The sequence below is a fragment of the Bradyrhizobium sp. BRP22 genome, assembly GCF_020194175.1.
Classification (GTDB): Bacteria; Pseudomonadota; Alphaproteobacteria; order Rhizobiales; family Xanthobacteraceae; genus Bradyrhizobium.
The window spans coordinates 25,773-49,133 of record NZ_JADYVX010000019.1; the positions used below are offsets into that span (position 1 = coordinate 25,773).

The 23,361-nt window shown below is 59.3% G+C and carries 22 protein-coding genes; 12 read left to right on the top strand and 10 right to left on the bottom strand.

The features are described from left to right. Positions 1–11 precede the first annotated feature (11 nt). Genes I6F35_RS22545 through I6F35_RS22555 form a run of 3 tightly spaced genes read right to left on the bottom strand, consistent with a single transcriptional unit; the run spans position 12 to position 2,334 of the window. A complete protein-coding gene (locus I6F35_RS22545; protein ID WP_225119861.1) occupies positions 12–1,118 on the bottom strand; it encodes a phage baseplate assembly protein in 1,107 nt (368 codons plus the stop codon). A gap of 2 nt (positions 1,119–1,120) precedes the next feature. Further along, on the bottom strand, positions 1,121–1,789 hold the full coding sequence (locus I6F35_RS22550) for a hypothetical protein (RefSeq protein ID WP_225119862.1): 669 nt from the start codon (positions 1,787–1,789) through the stop codon (positions 1,121–1,123). Then, entirely contained in the window at positions 1,786–2,334 is a 549-nt protein-coding gene (locus I6F35_RS22555; protein ID WP_225119863.1) for a DNA circularization N-terminal domain-containing protein, read from the bottom strand. The genes I6F35_RS22550 and I6F35_RS22555 overlap by 4 nt, the downstream gene beginning before the upstream one ends. A 181-nt stretch (positions 2,335–2,515) precedes the next feature. On the opposite strand from I6F35_RS22555, the gene I6F35_RS22560 reads away from it, so the two are divergent. Both I6F35_RS22560 and I6F35_RS22565 read left to right on the top strand, forming a co-directional pair. Further along, positions 2,516–4,285, top strand: coding sequence for an adenylate/guanylate cyclase domain-containing protein (locus tag I6F35_RS22560; RefSeq protein ID WP_225119864.1), 1,770 nt, complete (start codon positions 2,516–2,518; stop codon positions 4,283–4,285). 223 nt (positions 4,286–4,508) lie between these two features. Then, entirely contained in the window at positions 4,509–5,480 is a 972-nt protein-coding gene (locus I6F35_RS22565) for an MBL fold metallo-hydrolase (protein ID WP_225119865.1), read from the top strand. Between the two features lie 298 nt (positions 5,481–5,778). Here the strand turns inward: I6F35_RS22565 and I6F35_RS22570 are convergent, their stop codons facing one another. The 4 genes from I6F35_RS22570 to I6F35_RS22585 form a co-directional block, all read right to left on the bottom strand. Further along, on the bottom strand, positions 5,779–7,137 hold the full coding sequence (locus I6F35_RS22570) for an MFS transporter (RefSeq protein WP_225119866.1): 1,359 nt from the start codon (positions 7,135–7,137) through the stop codon (positions 5,779–5,781). Between the two features lie 18 nt (positions 7,138–7,155). Next, entirely contained in the window at positions 7,156–8,520 is a 1,365-nt protein-coding gene (locus tag I6F35_RS22575) for a CapA family protein (RefSeq protein ID WP_275945485.1), read from the bottom strand. Positions 8,521–8,897: 377 nt separating this feature from the next. Beyond that, on the bottom strand, positions 8,898–9,716 hold the full coding sequence (locus I6F35_RS22580) for an alpha/beta fold hydrolase (protein ID WP_225119867.1): 819 nt from the start codon (positions 9,714–9,716) through the stop codon (positions 8,898–8,900). Between the two features lie 350 nt (positions 9,717–10,066). After that, on the bottom strand, positions 10,067–10,357 hold the full coding sequence (locus I6F35_RS22585; RefSeq protein WP_225119868.1) for a hypothetical protein: 291 nt from the start codon (positions 10,355–10,357) through the stop codon (positions 10,067–10,069). A gap of 353 nt (positions 10,358–10,710) precedes the next feature. Here I6F35_RS22585 and I6F35_RS40240 point away from each other — a divergent pair, with 353 nt between their 5' ends. The 7 genes from I6F35_RS40240 (at position 10,711) to I6F35_RS22615 (ending at position 14,678) form a co-directional block, all read left to right on the top strand. Continuing rightward, positions 10,711–10,836, top strand: coding sequence for a hypothetical protein (locus I6F35_RS40240; RefSeq protein WP_275945486.1), 126 nt, complete (start codon positions 10,711–10,713; stop codon positions 10,834–10,836). 130 nt (positions 10,837–10,966) lie between these two features. Further along, a complete protein-coding gene (locus tag I6F35_RS22590; RefSeq protein WP_225119869.1) occupies positions 10,967–11,362 on the top strand; it encodes a hypothetical protein in 396 nt (131 codons plus the stop codon). 225 nt (positions 11,363–11,587) lie between these two features. Then, positions 11,588–11,929, top strand: a complete 342-nt coding sequence (locus I6F35_RS22595; protein ID WP_225119870.1) for a hypothetical protein — start codon at positions 11,588–11,590, stop codon at positions 11,927–11,929. 138 nt (positions 11,930–12,067) lie between these two features. Continuing rightward, complete coding sequence (locus I6F35_RS22600; protein WP_225119871.1) at positions 12,068–12,850, top strand: hypothetical protein; 783 nt, start codon at positions 12,068–12,070, stop codon at positions 12,848–12,850. Between the two features lie 129 nt (positions 12,851–12,979). Next, a complete protein-coding gene (locus tag I6F35_RS22605; RefSeq protein ID WP_225119872.1) occupies positions 12,980–13,579 on the top strand; it encodes a hypothetical protein in 600 nt (199 codons plus the stop codon). 173 nt (positions 13,580–13,752) lie between these two features. Then, the gene (locus I6F35_RS22610) at positions 13,753–14,415 is read left to right on the top strand and encodes an SOS response-associated peptidase (protein WP_225119873.1); all 663 of its coding nucleotides are present in this window, start codon (positions 13,753–13,755) and stop codon (positions 14,413–14,415) included. After that, the gene (locus tag I6F35_RS22615; protein ID WP_225119874.1) at positions 14,412–14,678 is read left to right on the top strand and encodes a hypothetical protein; all 267 of its coding nucleotides are present in this window, start codon (positions 14,412–14,414) and stop codon (positions 14,676–14,678) included. Before I6F35_RS22610 ends, I6F35_RS22615 begins: the two co-directional genes overlap by 4 nt. A 578-nt stretch (positions 14,679–15,256) precedes the next feature. Here I6F35_RS22615 and I6F35_RS22620 read toward each other — a convergent pair. Together I6F35_RS22620 and I6F35_RS22625 are read right to left on the bottom strand one after the other, a co-directional pair. Beyond that, positions 15,257–15,844, bottom strand: coding sequence for a hypothetical protein (locus I6F35_RS22620; protein ID WP_225119875.1), 588 nt, complete (start codon positions 15,842–15,844; stop codon positions 15,257–15,259). A 178-nt stretch (positions 15,845–16,022) separates the two neighbouring features. Beyond that, a complete protein-coding gene (locus I6F35_RS22625; protein ID WP_225119876.1) occupies positions 16,023–16,382 on the bottom strand; it encodes a DUF1127 domain-containing protein in 360 nt (119 codons plus the stop codon). Between the two features lie 448 nt (positions 16,383–16,830). Between I6F35_RS22625 and I6F35_RS40550 the strand changes: the two genes are divergently transcribed. Continuing rightward, positions 16,831–17,886, top strand: a complete 1,056-nt coding sequence (locus I6F35_RS40550) for a helix-turn-helix transcriptional regulator (protein ID WP_225119877.1) — start codon at positions 16,831–16,833, stop codon at positions 17,884–17,886. A 324-nt stretch (positions 17,887–18,210) separates the two neighbouring features. Here the strand turns inward: I6F35_RS40550 and I6F35_RS22635 are convergent, their stop codons facing one another. Then, positions 18,211–20,748 carry a hypothetical protein gene (locus I6F35_RS22635; RefSeq protein ID WP_225119878.1) on the bottom strand — a complete coding sequence of 846 codons (2,538 nt, stop codon included), beginning with the start codon at positions 20,746–20,748 and terminating at the stop codon, positions 18,211–18,213. Between the two features lie 488 nt (positions 20,749–21,236). On the opposite strand from I6F35_RS22635, the gene I6F35_RS22640 reads away from it, so the two are divergent. Both I6F35_RS22640 and I6F35_RS22645 read left to right on the top strand, forming a co-directional pair. Beyond that, on the top strand, positions 21,237–21,899 hold the full coding sequence (locus I6F35_RS22640; RefSeq protein ID WP_225119879.1) for a GDSL-type esterase/lipase family protein: 663 nt from the start codon (positions 21,237–21,239) through the stop codon (positions 21,897–21,899). A gap of 452 nt (positions 21,900–22,351) precedes the next feature. After that, complete coding sequence (locus I6F35_RS22645) at positions 22,352–23,086, top strand: GDSL-type esterase/lipase family protein (protein ID WP_225119880.1); 735 nt, start codon at positions 22,352–22,354, stop codon at positions 23,084–23,086. Positions 23,087–23,361 lie beyond the last annotated feature (275 nt).

Below are 23,361 nucleotides of genomic sequence, written 5' to 3' on the forward strand. Positions count from 1 at the left end.
CGCTCCTCCTGTCAGATTGCTTCGCCCCCGGGTTGAACCGGATTGCTTAAGTCCCAGCCGCCGCTGTCGCGGAATTTCCAGGGTGCCACCAGATCCAGCGTCGTCAGCGTGCCGCTGCGGCTGTCCTGAGAGAACGTCGCGCATTCGATCACCAACGCCGTATTCAGCATTGCCATTGGCGAATAGACGTGAACCTTGTCCCCGGGCTCCCAGAGGCTGACACCATCCCGCAGCCAGCCTTGGACAACGATCGTTGTCGTCAGGATCGTGCCGTTGCTCCAGATCGCCTCGTAGCGCGCCCGGTTCTGGACCTCGGCCTGTGTCTTGACCGGCTGTTCGGCGGGCGTCAGCCGCATCGTTCGCAGCGGCGTTGGCGTGCCGCTCGCGACCCCCTTCAGCTCGCTCGCTGCGGTGCAGGAATTGTCGTCGCTTGCAGCATGCTGGGCATCGACACGCAGTTCCTGCCAGACCGTCTTGTGCGTGATCTCGCACTGGCATGATTTGATGTTGATGCCTTCGATCAGCTCGGTGACGACGGGGAAGTTGTGTTCGCCGATCAGCACGAAGTTGCCGAACGCGTCTGAACTCATCACCACGCCGCGCGGCCGTGCGATCCGCTCGAGAAAATCCCAGACCAGCTCGCCCTTTTCGCTCTGCAGCTTGTCGAACGGCGTGGTGTCGATGCTGCCGATCACCTGCATGCCGACGCCGTAGGGCGCGATCACTTCCTGCGCGACCTGGACGATGTTCTTCTTGTCGAAATTGCCGGTCTTGTGGTCCACGCTGGACTTGGACGCCTGGGCGGTTTCGCTCTTGCCGATCAGCATCACGCCATGGCTGGTGGCGTCGTAGGCGACCTGCCGCGTTTCGATAAATCCGGTAATGGCCAGCTGTCCCGCCAGCTCGACCGTGCAGTGATCGTCGGGCTTGAACTGCAGCCGCGTCCACAGCGGCACCCTGCCGCGAGCCGTCGTCACCTCGGTGTCGCGCTCTGCTGCAGTGAATCGAAACCAGTGGAAGGCATCGCCCCAGCGTTTCTGCACCCAGACCGATTCCCAGTCCTCGAACGTGCGATTATTGACCGTGAGGACCGCTATCTCTTGGGGCTTGCGGGCCATTGCTACGCCGACAGCGCCTGTCCACTGACCGGGCAGAAGGCGGGATGGACGATCTTGTTTTCCTCGCGCAGTTCGTCGGCGCGGCCAGCGTCGTCATAAAGCTTGTATGCGATGACCAGCGTGGGCAGCGCGTCGGCGAACCAGTATTGGAGCATCCTGGGCAGCGGCCGCGCGGTCTCGATCAGGTGATTGGTGATCGCCGCGTGCAGCCGGACCAGCGCCTGATAGGTCATCGAGTCCATGTCGTCGGCCGCGATTTCCCCGGCCTCGGCGAACGGCTGCTGCATCGCGTCCTTGATGGCGACGACGTCCTGTCGGCTGACGAACGACATGCCTGCGATGATCGCGCCCTCGGTCGCGAGGCAGAACCGGACGCAGGCGTTCTTGACCAGCGTGGCGCCGAGCGAGACCGTCTTTTCCTGATCGAGCCGCGCGCGCACGCTCTCGATCTGCTGCAGCGTCGCGCCCGCCAACCGGGCCAGATCGAAGCAGAGATCCAGCGACGGCCCGATCTCGTCGGCGACCAGAAGCTTCATCGCGTTGGCGCGGGTGTCGCCGATGGCGGTGCGAGCCTGCGATCCGGCGCGGCCCTTCGGCGGCACGGTGGCGATCAGGTTTTCGAGCAGGCGGTCGACCAGCGCGGCGGCCTCATGGGCGGCAGACCGGTTCATGCCTCGACTCCCGCTGCAGCGAGCGACTCGGCGGTCAACACCCGCATGGCCTGGCCACGCATGGCCTTGCTCGCTTCGGCCAGCGCGCCAGCGGTGTCGATCGAGGGAGCCCAGCGCTGCGGATCGATGCCATATTCGAGGAACGTCATGTCGAACATGCAGAAGCCGCCCATGCGCTCTTCCTCGGTCAGCCGGTAGCGCGAGCACACCACCATCTGCGGCGGCTGCGTTGGCAGCTGCAGCACGCCGGGGCCTTCTTTTTCGAGCGCGGCGATCAGCAGGTTGCGCGCCAGCCGGTAGTCGCGCCGAAACAGAACGATCTCGCTGTCGTAGGGATAGACGATGCAATAGCCGCGCACGGTGAATTCGCGCGCACTGCGGCCCATGTCCTCGGCATAGGGCAGCTCTTTCTTGGGAAATTCATGCTCGACGATGCGCCGACCGCTCTCGCGCGAATTGACCTCGCAATGAAAGCGCGCGTCGTTGAACGACGCCGGCATGAGCTGATCGCGCCATGCCGTCGGCACGTCGAAGATGTTCGCCACGCTTCATCCCTACTAAGACGTGTTAAAAACCGTAGATGTCCGCTTCCGATGGCCCAAGCGGAAATCTTATAATCAGTCAGAGCATTACCGCTCGTGACCCATTTCGGACTTGGGCATAGCCGGACATCGGCCCACGATCGTGCTATATAACCCTTCGATTTCCCCGCGTACGGGGGCCATCTTGAGCAGCGAGCACGTAGAGCGGCGACTGGCAGCTATTCTGGCGGCGGATGTCGCGGGCTCTTGCCGCCTGATAGGGATCGACGAAGAAGGCACGCTGGCGCGACTGAAAGCGCTTAGAAGGACGCTTTTCGATCCCAAAATCGCTGAGCATCACGGACGTGTCGTCAAGAATACCGGGGACGGCGCTATTGCCGAGTTCGCTAGCGTGGTCGACGCCGTGCGATGTGCCGACGAAATTCAACGCGGCATGGCCGAACAAAATATCGACGTGCCGCAGGACAAGCGGATCGAACTCCGCATCGGCATTCACGTCGGTGATATTATTATCGAAGAGAGCGATATCTTTGGTGACGGGGTCAATATTGCGGTGCGTCTAGAAGGGATCGCTGAGCCGGGCGGGATTTGCATTTCCGACGATGCTCACCGGCAGGTTCGTGGCAAGGTTGAGAGCACCTTAGAGGATATGGGCGCTCAAACTCTCAAGAATATCGCCGAACCGATGCGGGCTTGGCGCGTGCGCATCGGCCCAAGCTCTTCGCCGGCGACAAAAACGCCGACCGAGACTGCGCAGCCCTTCGCGCTGCCCGACAAGCCTTCCATCGCAGTTCTGCCGTTCCGGAACATGTCAGGCGATCCCGAGCAGGAATACTTTGCCGACGGTATCGTCGAAGACATCACCACCGCGCTGTCGCGCTTCAAGTCGCTGTTCGTGATCGCGCGCAATTCGAGCTTCACCTTCAAGGGCCGAGCGGTCGATATAAAGGAAGTCGGGCGAAGGCTCGGCGTGCGCTATGTCCTCGAGGGGTCTGTGCGGAAGGCGTCGGGGAAAATCCGCATCACGGGGCAGTTGATCGATGCGGTTACAGGCGCGCACATCTGGGCGGACAGGTTTGAGCGTGACCTGACCGACGTTTTTGCTCTTCAGGACGAAGTAACCATCGCCGTTGTCTCGGCCATTGAGCCAAAATTGTTTCAAACAGAAATTGCAATGGCGACGCGGCGGCGGCCAGAGAACCTCACCGCGTATGATCTTTATTTCCGTGCTATGCCGCACTATTACCTAATGACCCGGGAAGGGCTTGCCGAGGCGATAAGGCTGGCTCATCGCGCCTTGGAGCTAGACCCTCGGTTCGGCGCTGTCGCGGCTCTGGGAGGTCTCTGTCATATGCAGAACGTCGTTTTGGGCTATGCCAACGATCCTCAGTTCGACCGCAATGAAGCAGTTCGGCTTGTTCGTTTGGCATTGAGCATCGATGATAGTGATCCGGAAACGTTAGCAAGGGCTTCCGTAATCTCGGCGTTCATCGTCGGCGACAGTGAAGCCGAGATCGAAATGGCTGACCGGGCGGTCGCGCTCAACCCAAATTCATGGAGCACATGGAACGGCAGAGGCTGGGTATATACCTATGCGGGGCTGCCGGAGGAAGCGATCCGGAGCTTTGAACGCGCCATTCGCATGAGCCCGGTAGACCCGCGGCTATACGGGACGCTTACTGGCATTGGGCAGGCCCTTATTGAGCTTCGCCGCTTTGACGAGGCCATCGTCGTATTGAAGAAAGCCCTTCGTCAGAACCCCTCCAATTCGGGAACTTACCGCTGCCTCGCGTCCGCCTTCGCCCATCTCGGACGTGACGCTGAGGCGCACGACGCGGCGGCGCGTGTGCTTGAGATCGATCCCGCCTTTACAATTTCGGCGCTTATCGCCCGGGTCCCCAAAAACTCAAAGCTGTTTATTGAGGGTCTTCGGAAAGCGGGGTTGCCCGAATAGCCCGGTGCGCAGTAGGGACGAGGCGATCGAATGACCGCTTCTGGCCCAAGAGCGAAGTTCGGCTCGGCTTCGAAATGGTCCGCTCTATCGGGGAAGAGCGGAAGTGACCGACCGACCAGCCAAATGGCGCTGTTGACCCGTAGCGGAAGTGCAAAAAGGAAAGACCGGGAGCCCTTCCGAGAGTACGCTGGCGGGCATCCCAACAGCAGGAGGGAGCAGCCGCATGTCAATTTCAGGGGAAAGATCAGTATCGCGACGAAACTTTTGCCTCTGTTGCGTCGGCGCTGGCGCTTACACGGCAACGGCCGGATGGCTTACGCCCCGCGAAGCATTTGCAGAGGCGCGAGGCCTCGTCAGCTTGTTCAAGGATAGCGCTGCGGTAACGCAGATCACAACCCACAAGCTACGAGATAATATCAGCGTTCTTGAGGGCTCCGGCGGCAACATCGCCGTTCTGACCGGGACCGATGGCAAAGTGCTCATCGATGGCGGCATCGGTGCGTCGCGTCCCCAAATCACCAAAGCTCTGGCGGATCTCGGCGCCGATCCCATCACGCACTTGGTCAATACGCACTGGCACTTCGATCATACCTCGAGCAACGAATGGCTGCATGCCGCGGGGGCAAAGATTATCGCTCAAGAGAATACGCGCAAGTATCTGTCCGAAGTCCAGCGTGTTGAGGACTGGGACTACAATTTCCTTCCCTTGTCCCCGGGCGGCGTGCCCAGCGAGGTGTTTGCGGCTGAACATAGCCTAAAGCTCAACGGCGCCACCATCGGGCTGAAACGTTACACGCCGGCGCACACCGATAGCGACATCTCCGTCATCTTTGGCGAGGCCGACATCCTACATACCGGCGATACCTATTGGAACGGCATCTATCCTTTCATCGACTATTCGACCGGGGGCAGCATCGACGGTATGATCGCAGCCTCAGACGCCAACCTGGCGGCGACGACAAACACGACAATCATCATTCCAGGACATGGTCACCCCGTCAGCAATAAGGCCGAGTTGAAGGAGTTCCGCGACATGCTCGTCGCCATCAGAGAAAGCGTCGCAAAACTCAAGCAGCAGGGAAGATCGCGAGACGAGATCGTGGCGGCCAAGCCAACCGCAGCGTTTGATGCAAAGCGGGGCAATTTTCCTATCGATCCCGGTTTCTTCACGAGACTAGTTTACGAGGGCGTCTGATCACGGCGTCGCCCCGCGCGGATCAAAGTCGTCCCGTGAAATCGACATAATGTTTCCATCGATAGAGCACACGCGACGGAGCGAAGCCCGCCAGATGGTCGATCAGACGGGCGCAATACGTCAGCTTGTGGCCACCGCTGTCGCATCCCACGACCGAGGATATGTCGGCTGTCATGTGTAGACCGGGCCTAACTTAAACCGGGGCCATATCGTCGAGATTGAGCCACAGCGGAACTGCGAGGCTGACGCTTTCGGTAATGTGTATTCGACCTCTGGGGATCGCACTCACTACGCAGCATCAACCGCTTTCGGCCTCCGCCGGGAGCACCGAAGCAGGGGAGCGACGGCTATTTAAGTGCCTGAGCGTCAATAGGCTGGCGGCGACCGTCACAAGGTTCATGCCGACGATGTAGTAGACGAAAGAGAGCCTGTCGCCTGTTGAGGCGATGATCCAAGTGAACACGATCTGGGCTGTGCCTCCGAACAAAGTTGTCGCAAGAGCCATCGAGATGGAAAACCCGGTGCTGCGAACCGCTGCTGGGAACGCATTGAGGACGAGAAAAACCGGTGCGGCGCCTCCGACTGCGTGCAACGCCGTCAAGCCGACGATAACCGCCAAGAGAACCGTTGGCGAACCGCCGGGCGAGGCGATGCTCAGCGCCGGATACACCAACAGCGCCAAAGCGAGGCGAAGCGCGAACGCAAGACGCGTCACTCCAAGCTTGTCGGTCAGCACACCACCCATCAATATGAACACCATTCCGACCACACCCACGGCAAAATTTATCGTCACTGCAACTTGTTGTGAGTAGTGCAGCATGGCGGTCGCGTAAGCAGCCGCATAGAGAAAGAAGTACTGAGTGACGGTAACGCCTGATATCACCAGGACGCCCAGCGTGGTGAGCTGCCATTCGCGACGCAGGACGGTCGACAAAATGCTGGACATGCTGACGTGGGGCCGATCGGGCGACAACGTCTCACGCAATCGCCGGCGGATGTAAATGCCGAACGGCGCAATCAGGATACCGATCAGGAAGGCTACTCTCCATCCCCCTTGCTCGACCGCGGTTTTGGGCAGGAGCATAGCGAGCAAGAGGCCGACTACGCCGGACATGATGCCTGCCAAACCTTGACCGGCAAATTGGAAGCTACCGAAGAAGCACTCCCGTCCGACCGGCGCTGTTTCCATCAGGAAGACGGTCGAGGGAGCGAGCTCACCACCAACCGAGAAGCCTTGAATGAGACGCCCAACGGCCAAAAGGATCGGCGCCGCTATTCCTATCTGCGCATAGCTTGGAAGCAGGCCGATCATCCCGCTGGCAAACGCCATCAGCCCGATCGTCACCGTCATGGCTGACTTCCTGCCGTAGCGATCACTATACGCTCCGAGCAACACGGCGCCGAGAGGACGGACGAAGAAGCCAATCCCAAAGGTCGAGACTGACAGGATAAGGCTAGTCATGGGATCTTGCGCCGGGAAGAATGTGCGGCCGAGGATGGGCGCAAAGGCGGTGTAGATGGTGAAGTCGTAGAATTCGAGAGCATTTCCCAGGACGACAGCAGCAATTGTCCGCAGCGGGAGATTCGTTAGGCGGCGAGCATTGGGCGAAGCATCGAGGCGAAGATCTGCGCCATGCGCGTGGTCCAGGTCTTTCATGGCTATTTGTCCGATTGATCAGACAGCGACGGTGGCGACGTTCGCACTAATATTGAGACGGGTAGCGAATGGTTCGGACAGGCTGGCGAACCGGCTGAGGATGCGCTCGGTCTCTTCTCCCGCTGCAAGCCGAGGACGACCTCGGAGATGTCTCTTTTCACCAAGACCGAGCGAAACGGGATAAATATCGATGCTGGACAATCGTCCGTCGCTGAAGCTGCAGACCGGCACGACCGTTTCCCAGAAGCGGCGGTCAGCCGGAAAGCTCTTGCGATCGGAATCGGTGCGTTGCTTGAAGACCATGCCAGGCGTCAGCGTCGGATCGACGCGGAACCGCTCGTAGGCATCAGCGGGCAAGCGTTGCACCAGTTCATTCTGGCCCACGAAGTTGCCAAGGCTGTAGAAGATCGGACACCCTTCATAGATCTCCATGCCGCGCAGCAGGTGCGGACCGTGCCCGACCACGAGATGCGCGCCCTCGTCAATCATACGATGCGCGAAAGCAAGGAGGAATTCGGCGGGATGTTCCTCGTCCTTGCCATACTCATGGGAATGGAAACTCACCATCACCAGATCGCTGAGGTCGCGGGCCTCGCGGACCCAACGCGCAATCGCTTCGACATCGGCGGAACTGACGTTCGTGCGGGTTGCCGGCCGTTCCGCTGCGCGAAAGCGCATCTTCTCGAATTCGACCACGTTGGGGTCTTCCGGCGGAAAACCGAATCCGAGCTGGATGATCTTCTGGCGCATGCGTTCCAGGCCGAGCTGCTCGGAAATTTCGACGATCGAAGCAAGTTGGTTCGGCGTGACCTCGTATACCGTGGTGTGACGCAGGGGATTGAGACCCGGTCGGCCTGGCATGTCGGGGCGCTGTGCGCTCGCCTCCTGTCCGTTCGCGAAGGTTGCCGAGCAAGAGATCAGGGCCACTGTTCCGTTCGGATGCGTGTGATAAACGGGACGTCGCGCTTCTTCGAGATTGCGCCCCACGCCGGCGTAGCTGAGACGGCGATTTTCCATGGCCTCGATCGCCGAAAGCAGGCCGGAGACGCCGTAATCGAGGCAGTGGTTGGTTGCCATGGCGAAGAGATCGAAGCCGGCATCGGTCAGCTCATCCAACACCCAGGCGGGTGCGCCAAAATGCGATCCTCCGCTTTCGAGGACAGGATCTCCGACGAAATCATTCGGAAGGACCTCGAGATTTGTAAAAGCGATATCGGCGTCTCGGATCAGCTCGAAAAGCGGCCGCATTGTCGCATCGTCACGCGTCAGCAGCCGCCGCTCGACGATGCTGTCCCCAGTCAAAGCGACGCGAAGTTTGGATCCATTCGTCATGATGGCCTCAATTGACCAGGAGAAGGCGCTCAGGCGCGCCAGCAAGGCCATGCTTGAGGGCGCGTGTTACGCAACATTGTCCGACTCAGGAATTCGCGTTACGGCGGTAACCGCGGTTGCACGATTGTGGTGCGTTCGTAATGTGGGCGCGCGAGGTGCCGTCGTCATTTGGACCCTTGCCCATTGGCAGTCCGCCTGTCGCGAACACAACGTCTTTCCGAGCGGCGCCGATATCGTAGCGCTCGAGTTCGGTTTTTGGCCGAACGCGAAGTCCGCGCGGAATCGGAAATCGTCTGCCTATCGGGGTAGATCGGAAGTGATTGGTCGACCTTCCAATCGGCGCTCTTGACCCAAAGCGGACCAGCGTCCGCCCCCATGACAGGCGTGCACTTCGATGTAATGTCTGCACCTCACGCTATAGGTCGATCTCAAGCGGCTTGCAGGATCAACTCGCTCACGCGCTCCGGTGCATCGAGCATGGCCATGTGCCCCACGTCCGACAGTTCAAATGTGACCCAAGACTTGTTGCCTTTGCAGTCCGCAAGGGCCTTGTCGAAAACCGGCTGCGGAAATTTCGGCAGGCGGATGTAGGTTTTCTTCGCCACCTTCTCGAGCGCCCCGGAAAGTTTGACGGGCTGAAGATAGGTACCGACCGGATGCGCTGTGGCCCTGGACAGTACGAAAGGCTGATCACGTTCAGCAACAGCAACCACCCCCCACTTCGGCGGCGGACCAAAGCCCGCCGTGCCCCTTTCAACTGCCGTCTGTACGGCGTTGCGCATTGGCTCGGCTGAGAGGTCCGGCAGCTTCTGTCCGTCGGTCGGCAGGAAGGCATCGAGCCACACGATCGATGAGACGCGATTGCCAATACTTTCGAGTGCGCCTGCGCCTATGAAGCCTGCATACGACCACGCCACGAGGCAGACACTATCGAGGCTCTCCCATTGGATCAGATTGACGACGTCGGCAATGTGAGTGTCGAGGTTGATGTCCTTGCTCAGCAAATGCGAGCGCTCTGCTAGACCTGTCAATGACGGAGCGAATACTTTGTGGCCGGCCTGTTCGAGCCGGTCAGCGACCCGGCGCCAGATCCAGCCGCCGCAAAAAGTCCCACTGATCAAAACGAAGGTCTTTCGCGTTGATTGGGCGCGGGCGGCACCGATTACGCCGGGCGCCGCTGCTGCCGCAAGACCGCCAGCTGCAGCACTACGAAGCATGCGACGGCGAGTGATTCCACTATTCCTCATGACAAATTCCTATTGTTCAAGGAAATCGGACTATTAGCGGATTGCAACTTGGAGGATATCCGCGCATCGGCTCGCGGCCAAGGTCTGTAATTGGCCCGTGGCTGACCCCAGCTCAGAGCGTCGCGAGGTCTGCTTCCTGGAGGTAACCCGGACAGGGCCATGCAAGCTCGCCAAGGCAGCCTTTGACCCAAATCGGGCACGCTAGCCGAGCGTCAGACTGATCGACGGTTCGGCGTGCGGGCCTGCCTGGCCCGACCCGCAGAGGAACAACCTGACCTGATTGCTTGCGAGCACTCGGCAGGAATCTATTTTTCGTGGTCTACCTATAGTAGTCTAGGAGAACGCGGCGACTATGGAGGATTATTTCGATGGGCAGCAACGAACGGTTGGCAGTAGCGGTTGATCGCGTCGACGGAACCCTGCAGATCGTCGATCGTAGCCCACCATTGAAGGAGAACCGCGCCTACCTCGCGCTGCTCGTAGCGCCGGAACTGAAATAAATGTTGGCCAGCCTCATCCTTGCGGACGATCAGAAAGCCGTGCGCCAGCCAATGTCGTCGCTCGCTCCAGAACCCGATGTTCTCGATCAGCGGTAAGAACTCGTCTGCATAGGCGTTCAGCGGGCCGGCCCCTTCCGCCATGGCTTTGGCCGCATTGACCCGCTTTCCAGCGCATAGCGAAACCGATTGTCGACCCTGAAGGACAAGTCAGCCAGCAGAAACTCGCATTGTGCGTAGCTCGTGAGGTACCGGCCACGCAGGAAAGCCGCGCGGTCGATCAGGTCGGTACTATGCTGGCTCGGTCCTTCAGCCATGTGCAATCCAACTTAATCCCGCCTGTTGCTGCCGGCTTCGACCGGCCGCGCGCCACATGCTCCAGCAACCGCCGCAACCTAGGCGGCATCCTCAACACGTTTCTGATCGAATGATGCCATGGCCAGCACTGTACCTGTGGGTCTCGCAAGCCACCCGCGCTAGGGCCCCGGCAGTGGGATTTGCTGAATTTCGTGTTGAATGCTATGAAAGCAACTACAGCGGGCATCAAAGATTCGGGGGTATTTCGTGGCGAAGAAGGCAAAGAAGGCGAAGAAGGCGAAATCTGCGGTCAAGAAGACAGCTAAGAAAGCAAAAAAAACCAGAGGCGGGACAGGACCAAGGCATAAGTAGTCGGCCGGCACGCACGCACGCACGTGAAGCGATGATCGTCCTGGTAGAAGTCGCGGAAGGTCGCGAACAAAAAGAAGTAGCACCGTGAAGCTCCAGGGGTATCGAGAGACCTTCTACACTTTTTCCGGAAAGCTCAGCGATATCTGCAGGCAATTGGCGTTTGCGGGCATTGGTCTGATCTGGCTCTTTAAGAAAGACAATCCCGGGGGGCTCTCCATTCCTCGCGAGCTGTTTGCGCCGGGCGCGTTGGTAGTCGGGGGCTTGGTATTCGATCTTCTCCAATATGCCTTCGGCTCAATTCTTTGGCGGAGCTTTTATCGAAGGAAGGAGAAGGAAAAAGTCGGAGAGGATGTCGAAATTGACCACAGCGACAGTTGGGAACTTCCGATCTGGATATCTTTCTGCTTAAAGACCATTTGTATTGCCATTGCTTACGGATACCTGCTGGCTTTCTTTATCGGCAACATCGAGCCAAGGTAGCCGAAGCCGCGATGGTGTCCCGGGTCAGGGCTCTGCCATCGTCCGGTTGACCCATTTGCTTTCCCCTTCGTTGACCCTGCCGCCGCGCTGCGGGATCATGCGGCAATGGAACTGACTCGCCGGCGTCAGAAGGACGTCCACCCACGAAACTTGGCACATCTACTACGGCGACGTCCGCGTCGGCACGATCGGCGTGCGGGCCGGTGTGCCCAGCCGCGCGCCGCAGTGGGGCTGGAATTGTGGCTTCTATCCCGGCTGGAGCCGGGACAGCAACGGCGCGGGATAGAGGCAAGCTTCGAACAGGCGCGGGCCGCTTTCGAGGCGGCGTGGCGGCAGATGCTGCCGACGCTGACCGAGGCCGCGTTCGACGAGTGGCGCGATGCCGTGGCGAGCCGCGCCGAAATCCGAAGGCTCCATGAGCGCGGCGAGAAGCTGCCCTCCGAAATCCCCAGCTCGATGATGCGCTGTCCTTGCGGCGTCGTGTTCGACAGCCACGACCCGGAGGAAAGCTTGCCCCATCGCGCACACATCTATGCCATCCAGGCCAAGGGCGGGATCATCCGATAACATGTGCAATCTGTACCCTCGTTTGGCGCAGCCCCAGGGGACCGGGGCCGTGCGGCGGGTCGCTGGTGGATGTGGATAGCTGCTGTAACAGCCGGTCGTTGTGTGCAATCTTAGGGTGGGCATAAAGGGGACGGGCCGGTGACTGTAATCAAGAGCAAGGTCGAGCGGAGCTATTGGAAGAATGTAGCTCTCTCGGTCATTCCTGACCTGCTCATCGCATGGGCTGCGATGCGACTCATGGATGGCGGCGCGGAGGTATTCTTCGGAACGCTGATTGCGTTGCAAGCCGTGTATCTGGCGCTTTGGATCAAGCGGAGCGCGTGGAGCTGGCTGTTGTTCTGGCTGACCAACCGCGCATCCATGAGCGGTCACATCGAGGATGTGCTGGCTCGTGACAATTTCCCAAAGCCGCCTGACTTCATTTCCGGGCCGGATGACTACTACTCTGAGATTGTCGAGAACAAGAGGGAAGCATGCGAGATGCGCATAAAGGCGGCGCGCGAATTAGGAACTCTCGCGGGTATCTCGGTCGCAGGCCAGCATCAGCTTGCAATCCAGCTGCGCATGGCGATGGAGGACGGGCTCCAACGGTATGCCAAGCGGCCCCCAGCCGTGTCGAAGGGCGAGAACCAAGCAACCGACGAGGTAACGCTATCGCTTCCGAAAGAGGAGCTGGATACGCTCGCGTGGCTTGCCGACTATGGCTTCCGCCTCCTCACCGCGCCGTCTGAGACGTATCGCAGAAGCATCGACCAGCTGTCATACCGGCAAGCAGCTGCGTTCGCATCGTTGATCGACAAGTTCGAACGCAAGTCAGTACCCGATCTTCTATTAGAGGATGAGGACGAAAAAGAGCGCCGCTTCGCAAGCCAAGAGAACAGGTACCATACGCTGTGGAGCTGCTACCCAAACGAAAGATGAAAGTGCAACTGATCAGGACATCGCGACCGCGCGTGGCATCCATCTGGTCGCGCTGCCGCCGAACAAGATCACGGCGAGCGATCCGCCATCGAACTGATGGCCGGGCGAAAGGTAGAAGGTGAACGGGCAATGTCGAAGCGGTGGGGGGCTATCCTGCGTGGCCATGATGATGACCTGCAAGACTGGCGCGAAATGCTCAAGCCACCGTTCGACCCTTGGATCGAGGTACATGACCCCGACCATGTGCTGCGATCAGCCTCTCTTGAGGGCCTGACATCGGCAATTGAGGTGCGCGACCGCGTCGTCGCTCACATTGAGCGACTAAACGGCACGATGTCTGTGATCCGAGACTGTCAGCCGCTCCAGTTTTCTGGTGTCGCCGAACTTGCACCGGATGGCAAGGTTCACCGAACAGTTTTCATGGACGCGCTCGTACAGTTGCGGGGGCTGAGAACTGGCGCACCGGTCCTGACGACGAGGGGGCCTGACGGTAAGCCAACCCCACCGCCGCCTCCCAGACCAAGCGAAGCGCAAAACTGGTCCGCGATCGCAGATAACGATGAATTTCTGGAAGATGCGCTGATGTACTTCGGCCGCGCCTATCCGGCTGTTCCGAACCAGCATCCACCAAACCTTCTGGTTCGACATCTACAAGGCGCTCGAATGCCTGATGGTAAGGTTTGGCGGCAAGCACGCTTTCATCAAGCGTGGCTGGGCTCCGGCTTCTGATGTCGAGTTGCTGAAGGAGACCGCGGACTGGTGGAGACACGCCCGCCGGAAAAAGCAGCCGCCCTTGCGCCCAACGACTGAGGAGGAAGCGAAGGTCTTGATGAAGCACCTACTGCGAAAGGCATTTGAAGCCGCAGCCAAAAGCCCGCCCTAGAACCAAGATTGATCGGCAAATGTGCAATCTCTACAGCATCACGACCAACCAAGCCGCGATCATCAACCTGTTTCGGGTGATCAACCGCTATGTCGGCAACCTCGCGCCGATGCCGGGCGTGTTTCCGGACTATCCAGCGCCGGTGATCCGCAACACCGACACCGGCACCGAGATGACGCTGATGCGCTGGGGCATGCCGCCGCCACCGCGCACAGGCGGCCCGCCGGTCACAAACATCCGCAACACGACATCGCCGCACTGGCGAGGCTGGCTGAAGCCAGAGAACCGGTGCCTCGTCCCGGCAAACAGCTTCGCCGAGTACGCGCCGGAGCCGAACCCCGAGTCCAAAAAGAAGGATGTGGTCTGGTTCGCGCTCAGCAATGATCGACCGCTGTTCGCCTTCGCGGGCATCTGGACGACGTTCAACGGTGATCGCGGCACGAAGTCTAAGCCGGTGCCCGGACCACATCAGGTCTACGGCTTTCTGACGACCGCGCCGAATGCCGTGGTCGAGCCGATCCATCCCAAGGCCATGCCGGTAATCCTGACGACCGCCGAGGAGCGCGACGTCTGGATGCGCGCGCCGTGGGATGAGGCGAAGGCGTTGCAACGCCCGCTGCCTGATGATGCGCTCAAGATTGTCGCTCGCGGACCTGACAAGGATGACCGGATCGCCGCATGACGAAGTTCGTTGAAGAACGCCCCTATGCCAAGCCGGAAGCGGCGATACAGAAAATCCTCGAATACGCCAACCCGTGCGAGCCGAAACAGGACGGCCGGATTCACATTGAGAGGATCAACGGCCCGTTCCTGTTTGAAGCCGAGGGCAGCCCGGCGGAATATTGGGCCGGTCTCCAGCTCGCGATCGAGCGCGGCTGTTTGGACTATCACGAGAGCGGCACCTTCGTGCGATTCACCGACAAAGGCGCGGCGCTGTTCGCATGACGCTGGCCTTCCAGCCCTTCGCCTTGATGTGCTCGCGGGCCTCGGCATCGCTCATGCCGACCAGCGCCTTGATGATCGGGGCCGCCCGCTGCACCGTGCCATTGGTCTCGAACCGGCGACAAGACCGGGACCGGTAACCCGGACTAGGGCGTGTACTCATAAGGTCGTAGATGTCCGCTTCTGACGGCCAAGCGGCAATCTTCTGCGCAACCAGCGCACTACCGTTCGTGACCCGTTGCGGGCATCTCCAAGGCTCGCCCGATGGCTAAGATCGAATAGGGAGCGGACATCCCAGTCGCTTCGAGCGATGCGGATGAAGCTGCTACCGCGGCAGCAGACTGGGTCAACAGGCGCCAGCAGAGAGATGTCATTCTGCGGACGCCCGGAACTGCAGCACGTCGCGATCAGCGCTCGCTAGGGCGCATTACATCCCAAAGTAAATTTTGTAGCTACCGCCGTCACCGAGCAAAAGCGGCGAAGGAATCTTAAACCCGACATTCTTCTCGACCTGATTTGGCCTCGACGCCATTAGAACCATCTCTTTGGCCGAAAGCACGATTGAGCCTTTACCAGTCAAGTCATCGCCAGCCCAAGCAAACGAGAGCGTCGGAGATTGTTGGATTAAGCAACGCGAGCAAGGGTCCAGCAGCTGGTGCGAGGATCGGCCCAATCTCTGGGACAAGTTGTACAGCCTCGGCAACTGCCCCTGTCGCTGCCGACGCCACTCCACGCATGGCGTCGCGATATTGTTCAGGATTGCCGCTGTCATGCTCCATGAGTGAGTACGAAATTGCCATGCCCTTTGGCTGTCCGCGGCAGAGTTCAATCACTTCTGGTCGCGTGTCGCCGCCGTCGACATCGCCATGTATGACGGTTCTGAACGATCGATCGGGCATACTGGGGACCGAAATACCCAGAACTGCATGGGGCTCATCGGGGCCGACGCCGCTGGTGTCGTGGAAGCAATTTAGTCCGGTGTAGTGGATAAACATTTCACCAATCGCGAAAGCCCCCACGTCGGGCCACCAAACGATACTGCCTCCGTGAAAAACACTGATGCGACCATTCTCGGAGAAAACCGTTTCGTCTTCTACCGGCACGCCCAAGAAAGAATTTGGTCCGCCAAGTTGATGCCATTTATCCATCGCACCATAGACTGCTGGCATGGGTTCTCTCCATTGAGCTAGGGCGTAAAGTTGAGGTTATGTGAAGTGATATCTGTCGGAGTCGACCGGAATTGATCGGTGGATGGCTAGAACGACGCGAAAGACCCAAACCGGAGATTTGGAGGCGTAATCGCCCTACGTGAAAAACCGCCTTTTGCGGGCCGGCCGGCAACGGCGTTCACTTGGCGGATCGGGTGCTTCGCGGGTCTATACCTCGGTGCGATGCAACGTAGTCGATCTCACCGCGCGTGATACCGATGTCCGCAAGCTCGCTGTCCGTCAGGCGATGCAACCGGGTACGCAGCTTTTCGCGTTTGCGCCACTCCTGAAATGCATTCCAATATTTTTCGAGAGGACTGTAGACCTGCAGCTGTGCGGTTGCCGGTCGTAACTCGGTGGTCCTGTGGATTGTGCTCATGGCGGTCTCCTGCCTGGGCTGCTTCACCAGGCAAAGTTCGGAAAGTGCACGAGTAACGCCAGCTTCTATTGCTTCGACTTTGTATTTTGCCTCGGGCACCTTGGTGTCGACTTTCGTCATTGCCTGCTCCTCTGTCTGTTTGTGTTCACCGCAGCATGTCTGCGTCAACGATCGACAATCGCTCCATCTCGCATAACTTGCGCATCATCCGTTGGGCGAAGCGCTGGAAAGAGCGTGTGTCGCTGACTTGCTGGGTAAATAGCTGGCTTTCGTTGGTCGGGCGCATCTACTGAACCGTAGAGACCGTTGATCCGGAGCAAAGCCGGCGGGTCGGCGTCGGTCAGAACTCGGCGCGCCGTGCCCGAAAGTTACAGCGTGTCAACTACATGGCCACGTTCCACACAGCGCGTGGGTATGCTAGGGTTCTGTTGGCGACTGGATGCTGCGCGCGGCAGCGGTCAGCAAGAAGCATCAACCCAGGAGCGCTGATGGAAGAGGTTGAGCGAGTCTCGCGCGGCTTATTGGAGACATCTACGACGCCTCGCTTGACCCGGGGCTATGGCCGGCGGTGTTCGAGAAGGCCGGAGCATACGTTCAGGCCAGCACGGCAACCGTTATTTCGCAGGACACGGTCAGCAAAACCGCACACGTCTACTTCGACTGGGGTACCGAGCCCCCCTATGCGCAGCTCTATCTCGAGAAATATTGCAAACTGAACCCGGTGTTCCCAACAATCTTGCTTTTTGGCGTCGGGGAAACCCATTGTTTTCCTGATTGCGTCCCGCGCGAGGAATTCTGCCGGACACGCTTTGCCAAGGAATGGTTGATGCCTCAGGGGCACATCGATGGCCTCTTCACCATCGTGGACAAGTCCGCAACAAGTTGCGCTGTCTTTTCGGTGTTTCGCCGCATGAACGATGGCTTCGTCGACGACGAGATGCGACGACGCTTCGAGCTAATCACACCGCATGTTCGTCGCGCACTGTTGATCGGCAAAGTGATCGATCTACACAAGGTGCAGGCGGCCCAGCTCGCCGATAGCTTGGATACACTTGCTGCCGGCATGTTCCTCGTCGACGCGATGTCACACATCGCGTACGCCAATGCCAGCGGCCAGATGCTGCTGCGTGAAGCGAGCGTCCTGCGCGCAACCGGCGGCCGACTCGGCGCCATCGACCCCGTCGCCAACCAGGCCTTGCAGGAAACCTTTGCCAGATCCGCCCAGGGCGACGCGGCCGTGGGCCGGAGGGGTATAGCCATGTCCCTGAAGGCGCGCGACGGCGCGCGCTATGTCGCCAACGTGCTGCCTCTCACGTCCGGGGCACGGCGCAACGCTGGCGCTGTCTATTCTGCGACCGCAGTCGTATTTGTGCACAGAGCAACGCTCGATATGCCATCCCCGCCGGAGGCGCTGGCACGAGAGTTTCGATTGACCCCCGCTGAGCTACGCGTGCTGTTCGCCATTATCGAGGTCGGCAATGCCTCAGAGGTGGCGGACGTGCTGGGCATCTCGGAGGGAACCGTGAGGACCCATCTCCACCACTTGTACGGTAAGACGAATACGACTCGGCAGACGGAGCTGGTCAGGTTGGTCGCCGGTTATTCGACCGCATTACTGCGTTGAGCATGATCGCTATGTGCTCGACGGTGGCACCCATCTTCTTCTGAGAGCATTCCCGCTTCTTCTGACGGAAGGCGACAGGGCGAGGAATCTGCGAGCGATAGCACGCGTAGCCCGCCCGAGCCCAGAGCGGCTACGAAGTCGTAAAGGCGGACCTACAGATTGCTGCAATGCCGCCTACTGGCCCAAGAGCGAAGTTCGGCTTGGCTTCGAATGGTCCGCTTTATCGGGGTAGAGCGGAAGTGATCAACTGATCAGCCAAATGGCGCTGTTGACCCGAAGCGGGCCTTTCACTGCATCAGAGAGCCTAACCGCGAAACGATGTTGCTAGCGGGTGAACTGATAATCGATCCAAACCTGAACTTCCGATAGTCCGCTCAAGTCCAACGAGCCCGCTTCGATTTCGTGCGGCTCAATCGCCACGTCCCAATCTCCGCCCACGCCGCGGCCCCAGATGGCCAATGACGTAGGAGCATCGAGCGGTGGGTCGGCGTTCACGACGGGGCGGTCCAGCCGCGTCGTTTCCGCCCGGCGATTGATGCTCTGGGGCGCCAGATGCTGCACCTCAACCGTTCCATCCAGGCGACGCTGCTCATACTGCGCGCCGTGCCGCACCACGCACGAGATCTCTCCGCTTTGATTGTGCGCTCCAACAAAGGAGACGAGCACGTTCTTGACCTTGGTCTCAAAGTGGCTTTCAGGCAGGTCCGTCGCTTCAAGCCGAAAGCTGAAGCTATGTGTATTGCGGAGTGATGTTAATTCCGGACCGTCCGTGAACGAGAGCCTATGGGTATCCCAGTCGGGCCTCGCGTCAAAGTAGGAGATATAGGACAGTTGCATATTGACGGGGTTCAGGATGTTGCCCCAGGACGCCAGCAAGGCGTTTGCGAGAGCGGCTTCGTCCTTTTCGCCTTCGTAGAAGGCCCGGCTGATGTCCGGACTAATCATTCCAGCATCCAGGAAGACGTTCTGTTCCTGGTCGTCGAGCGTATATATTTCGACCGATCTTTGCGCCCGGAAGGCCAGTGTCTGCAGCGATTGGGCCTTTGAGGCTGCTATGTCTATGGCAGCCAGTCCAACTTGCCGAATCGTGTGCTGCCTGTTCTGCAGGTCGGATATCAGCTTATTCACCGATGCGACCACCGCTTCGGCCCGCGCAAGTTTGGCGGTTGCGGCGTCAAGACGCTGCTGGGCCAAGGTCGCCCGGTTCCCGGCAAGCATCAGTTCGTAAGCCAACTCGGCACCCTGTTTGACCAGCGCGACATATTTGGAGCTGTCGGGCGCCGCGGTGGCGTTGAGACTTTGCACCAGCTTCACGAAGCTCACGATGGACTTGCCGCCCTTGACGACGGCGTCGACGTTCTTGCCCACCTTATCGTAGGCTTTTTTGACCTGCTCGAGTTCTGCGTTCTTGACCTTTGCGTCGTCGATCAGAGCCTTTACGATCGGTTCCGCATTGTCGCTGAGGGAGTTAGAAAGCGCGACCAATGACGGCGCAAGCGCAACGACGCTCGCGCCCGCTGTCGGAATAGCGGCTACAATGCTCACCACCGCCGCGCCGATCGACGCCACAGTGCCGAGGAATCCGCCGAAAGAAAAACTCTTGGTCGCCATCACCGGCAGCGCCGTCTGAATTTCGGCGGTCACCTTGTCGAGCCGTTGCTTCGCATAGGTGACTTCGTCGGCCGAATTCTTCAGTTCGGTCTTCGCTATGTCGAGCTCGTCACTGCTGTTTTCGCGCGCCGCGAGCACTTCCGTGAGTTGCTGCGCCGCAAACTCACTCATGGCCGCGATTCCCTGCGCGCCCAAAAGCCATTGCGTGCCGTTGGTCAGGAAGGTCAGCACCAGGTGACCAAAGCCGGTATAGGCGGCGATGTAGTAGTCAAACCGCGGCAACAGGTCCATCTCGCGCGGCAGGCCCAGCGCGTTGTTGCCGCCACCCTTCCACACCACCTCGTCCGTCCCTGCAACGGGCTCAGGAAAGCCCACCATTTGTCTTTGCAGACGAAGGGCCTCCACATTGTCCGGCTGAAACTGCAGCGCGGCCGCGAGCTCACCTGCAGCAAGCGTCAGATCGCCTGCTCGATCGGTCACGCGAGAGTTGTACCTGTGATAATAATAGTCCCCGACAGCAATGCGGAACGGGGCCCAGTAATTGGCGTAAACGCCAAGATCGCTGCGCACGAGCGCCAGGAACTCCTCTTCGGAAACAACGGTGTAAGCGATGGCCGACGAGATGCCCGAAGCTCCGTCCGCGCCAGACGGGGCTTGTTCGTCACCCAGGAACCCTCCGGCGCCGCCCGCACCACCGCCACCGCCCTCCGCTTCAAGTGCGGGATAGCCATCCTCGGTCATGGTCGTGAAGATCAGCCTGCCAGCATTTCCTCCTGTTCCGCCGCTCCCGCCCGCGCCGGGAGGACTTCCTGGTGTGCCGGGAATTATCTCGCCGGGCACCCATTCCTCATGTGTGGTTTCCATGGGCCAGGGATCAGGGACCGTGATCCAGTATCCCTCGATAATGGTGTCGGGTACGCCTTCGGTCCCATCCGCTCCCGTAAAGCCGGCGGCTCCCTGACCGCCAGACACGCTGATATAGGCGCCGGTTGATCGCTTGCACCGCACAGTGACGGTGCCGCCACTCCCGCCGGGGTATGCGCCCCTGGCGCTAATTGTCTTTCCATTGCCGTGATACTCGTCGGCGATGATGATCAGGGGCTTCCGACCTACTATGAGATCAACCTCATGGATCACAACTCGCCCAAGTAAAAAGACCGGCCCCGATCCTACAAATGTATTGTAGAAGTTCTGGACATAGGCATTGATGACGACTTTGTCCCGGATATATGGATAGTTGTATGCATCCATGACGTCGTCGCCCCCGTGTTCAGGTGTGCTGCCTGGAACAATACACTGATGGTTGTGCTTTCACCATAGCTTCGGGCCGCCCCAGGCCACCGCATGACAACACCGCATTGATCTCCGCTCATGGCCCTTGGCGGCCGTTTGTGCGGGCGCAGGGACATGCCCGAAGATGGCATTAGATCGGAAGTCGCCGGCTGAGGGCTCAAATCGGCGCTCTTGACCCGTAGCTGCATCCCCGAGCTTACTGGTGACATTGTGCGTTGCACACACGGTCTCTTTTCGATGGGCTTGAGACGGCTTAGTTTCTTCGTTTGGAGCTTGCTACTCGAGACGGGATGCCGACATCTCCGTGAAGGGTGAATGGGCAGCGGGCATGCCGTCGGCGAGCATCGCATACTCCAGCACTGACAATTCTTTTACGCCGGCCTTCCACGAGCACGCACCATCACGAGGATCGGCGAACGCGTACTCTAGCCACATGGGAGAACGCGATGAAATCGAAGTTTGGAAATCGCGTCGCAGTGGTTGCCGTCGCGCTTTGCTTCGTACTGGCATGGGCGGCAAGCAATAACGTCCATGCGGACGAAAGGACGATCAAGATCGTTATGATCGGCGATTCTCTCACTGAAGGTAAGGTGCCCGAAATTGATCGCATCCCGATCCAACTTGAATTTGCATTGAAAGCAAAAGGCCAGTCGGTGGCAGTTATTAACGCGGGCGTTGGCGGTGACTCGGCCGCGAAGGGTCTTGCTAGATTGAACCGAGTTGTCACAGACGATACCGACGCAGTGATCTTGGCGCTCGGTTGGTGGGACATGGACAGGGGACTCGATCCAAATGTCACTCGCGCGGCACTCGCAGCTATTCTAAGCAATCTTGAAGCTCGGAGAATTGCCGTGCTCCTTTGCGGAGTGCGAGCGCACACAAACTTTGGAGACGCACACGAGAAGGCGTTTGCGGCGATGTTCGCTAACCTCGCCCGTGAATACAACGTGCTATTCTTCCCAGCTATCAACGAGGCGTTTGCGGACGATGCCAGCCTCAAGGCGGTTGACGGCCTACACCCCAACGCGGCTGGAAACAAAGCTGTTGTGAAGCAGATACTGCCAACTGTTGAGGCGTTGGTAGACAGGGCCCGTCTCAGAAATCGCTGATCTCTCTACCTTGGTGTAGGTCATTCGCTACTACCGATCCGATGAAAAGCGCGAGCTCACTTCCGGTATTGGCCCGGCGGTGCTGTTGGCGCCGCGCAGGATACTTCCGAAGATCCTGGGCAACCGGAAGTCGCTGCCGTGAGGCCAAGCGGCGCTTCTGACCCAATTCGGACATTGGGATCGCGGGTATTGATCGTATCGTTTAGCCGCGACGCCCGGCCAGTGTGCGATCTTTCGGATGGTCGTGAAATCGTATAGTCTTCTTTAGAGCTGCTCTTTGAGGCGGGACGTGCCGACGTCTCCGTTCGAGGTGAATGAGCAGCGGGAACTGCCGTCGGCGAGCATCGCACTCTCAATAAAACCGACAGTCCTTTTGTGCCGGTCGCTTGCTGAGCACTCGCCGTGCGCACGAGCACGCGAAATGCTTACTTTGACCGCCGCGAGGGAGCGCGATGAAACCGAAATTGGGAACGTGCATCACAGCGCTCTTCATGGCCACGCGCAGTCTTCCCACAGTCATTGTCGCCGCGGTTTGCATAGTGCTGGCGTGGCCAACGAGCCATAACGTTCGCGCCGATGACAGGACGGTCAGGATCGTCGTGCTCGGAGATATCCTCACTTCAGAGTACTATCTCCCCGCTGGCTATGCCTTTCATGACAAACTCGAATTTGCATTGAGAGCCAAAGGTCGATCGGTCAAGGTTGTCAATGCCAGCGTGAATCACGACTCGGCGGCAAGGGGCCTTGCTAGATTGAACCAATCGGTCACAGACGATACCGATGCGGTGATTTTGGAGCTGGGTGGCAATGACATGCTAAGGGGAATCGAGCCAAATGTCACTCGCACGGCGCTCGCGGCGATTCTACGCAACCTAGAAACCCGGCTAATTGTCGCGCTTCTTTGCGGAGCGCGGCCTCACACCAACTTTGGAGACGAGTACGAGAAAGCTTTTGCCGCGATGTTCTCTGGTCTTGCCAGCGAATACAACGTGCTGTTCTACCCGGCTTTCGACGACGCGTTTGTGGATGATGCTCAGCTCAAGGCGCGGGACGGCCTGCGCCCAAACGCGGCCGGAATCGAAGCAGTCGTCACGCGCATATTACCAACAGTCGAGGCCCTGATCGACCGCGCACGTCGCAGAAACTCGGTGGACAACCGGCCCTCGATGTCTCCAACGCCGCGATGAAAATCCTAGAACACCAAGTCCCCTAATGGCCCAACTCGGACCTCTGGTGAAATCTGCTATTGCACCGCAATCAGGGCGCAGCGGACCTCATACGCAAGGTGATCTGTGGCGCCGGATTTATGAGTACACGCCTCAACTGCAGCTTTTCGTCGTCATTTTCACCGAGACGCTTGATTGCATTTCGCACACGGCTTTTCCCAACCAAATGTCCCATCGTTCCTTTCGACGATCTTAGGATAGCCTTGGCGTTCGCGCTCCGCGCTGCATCGAGGCCA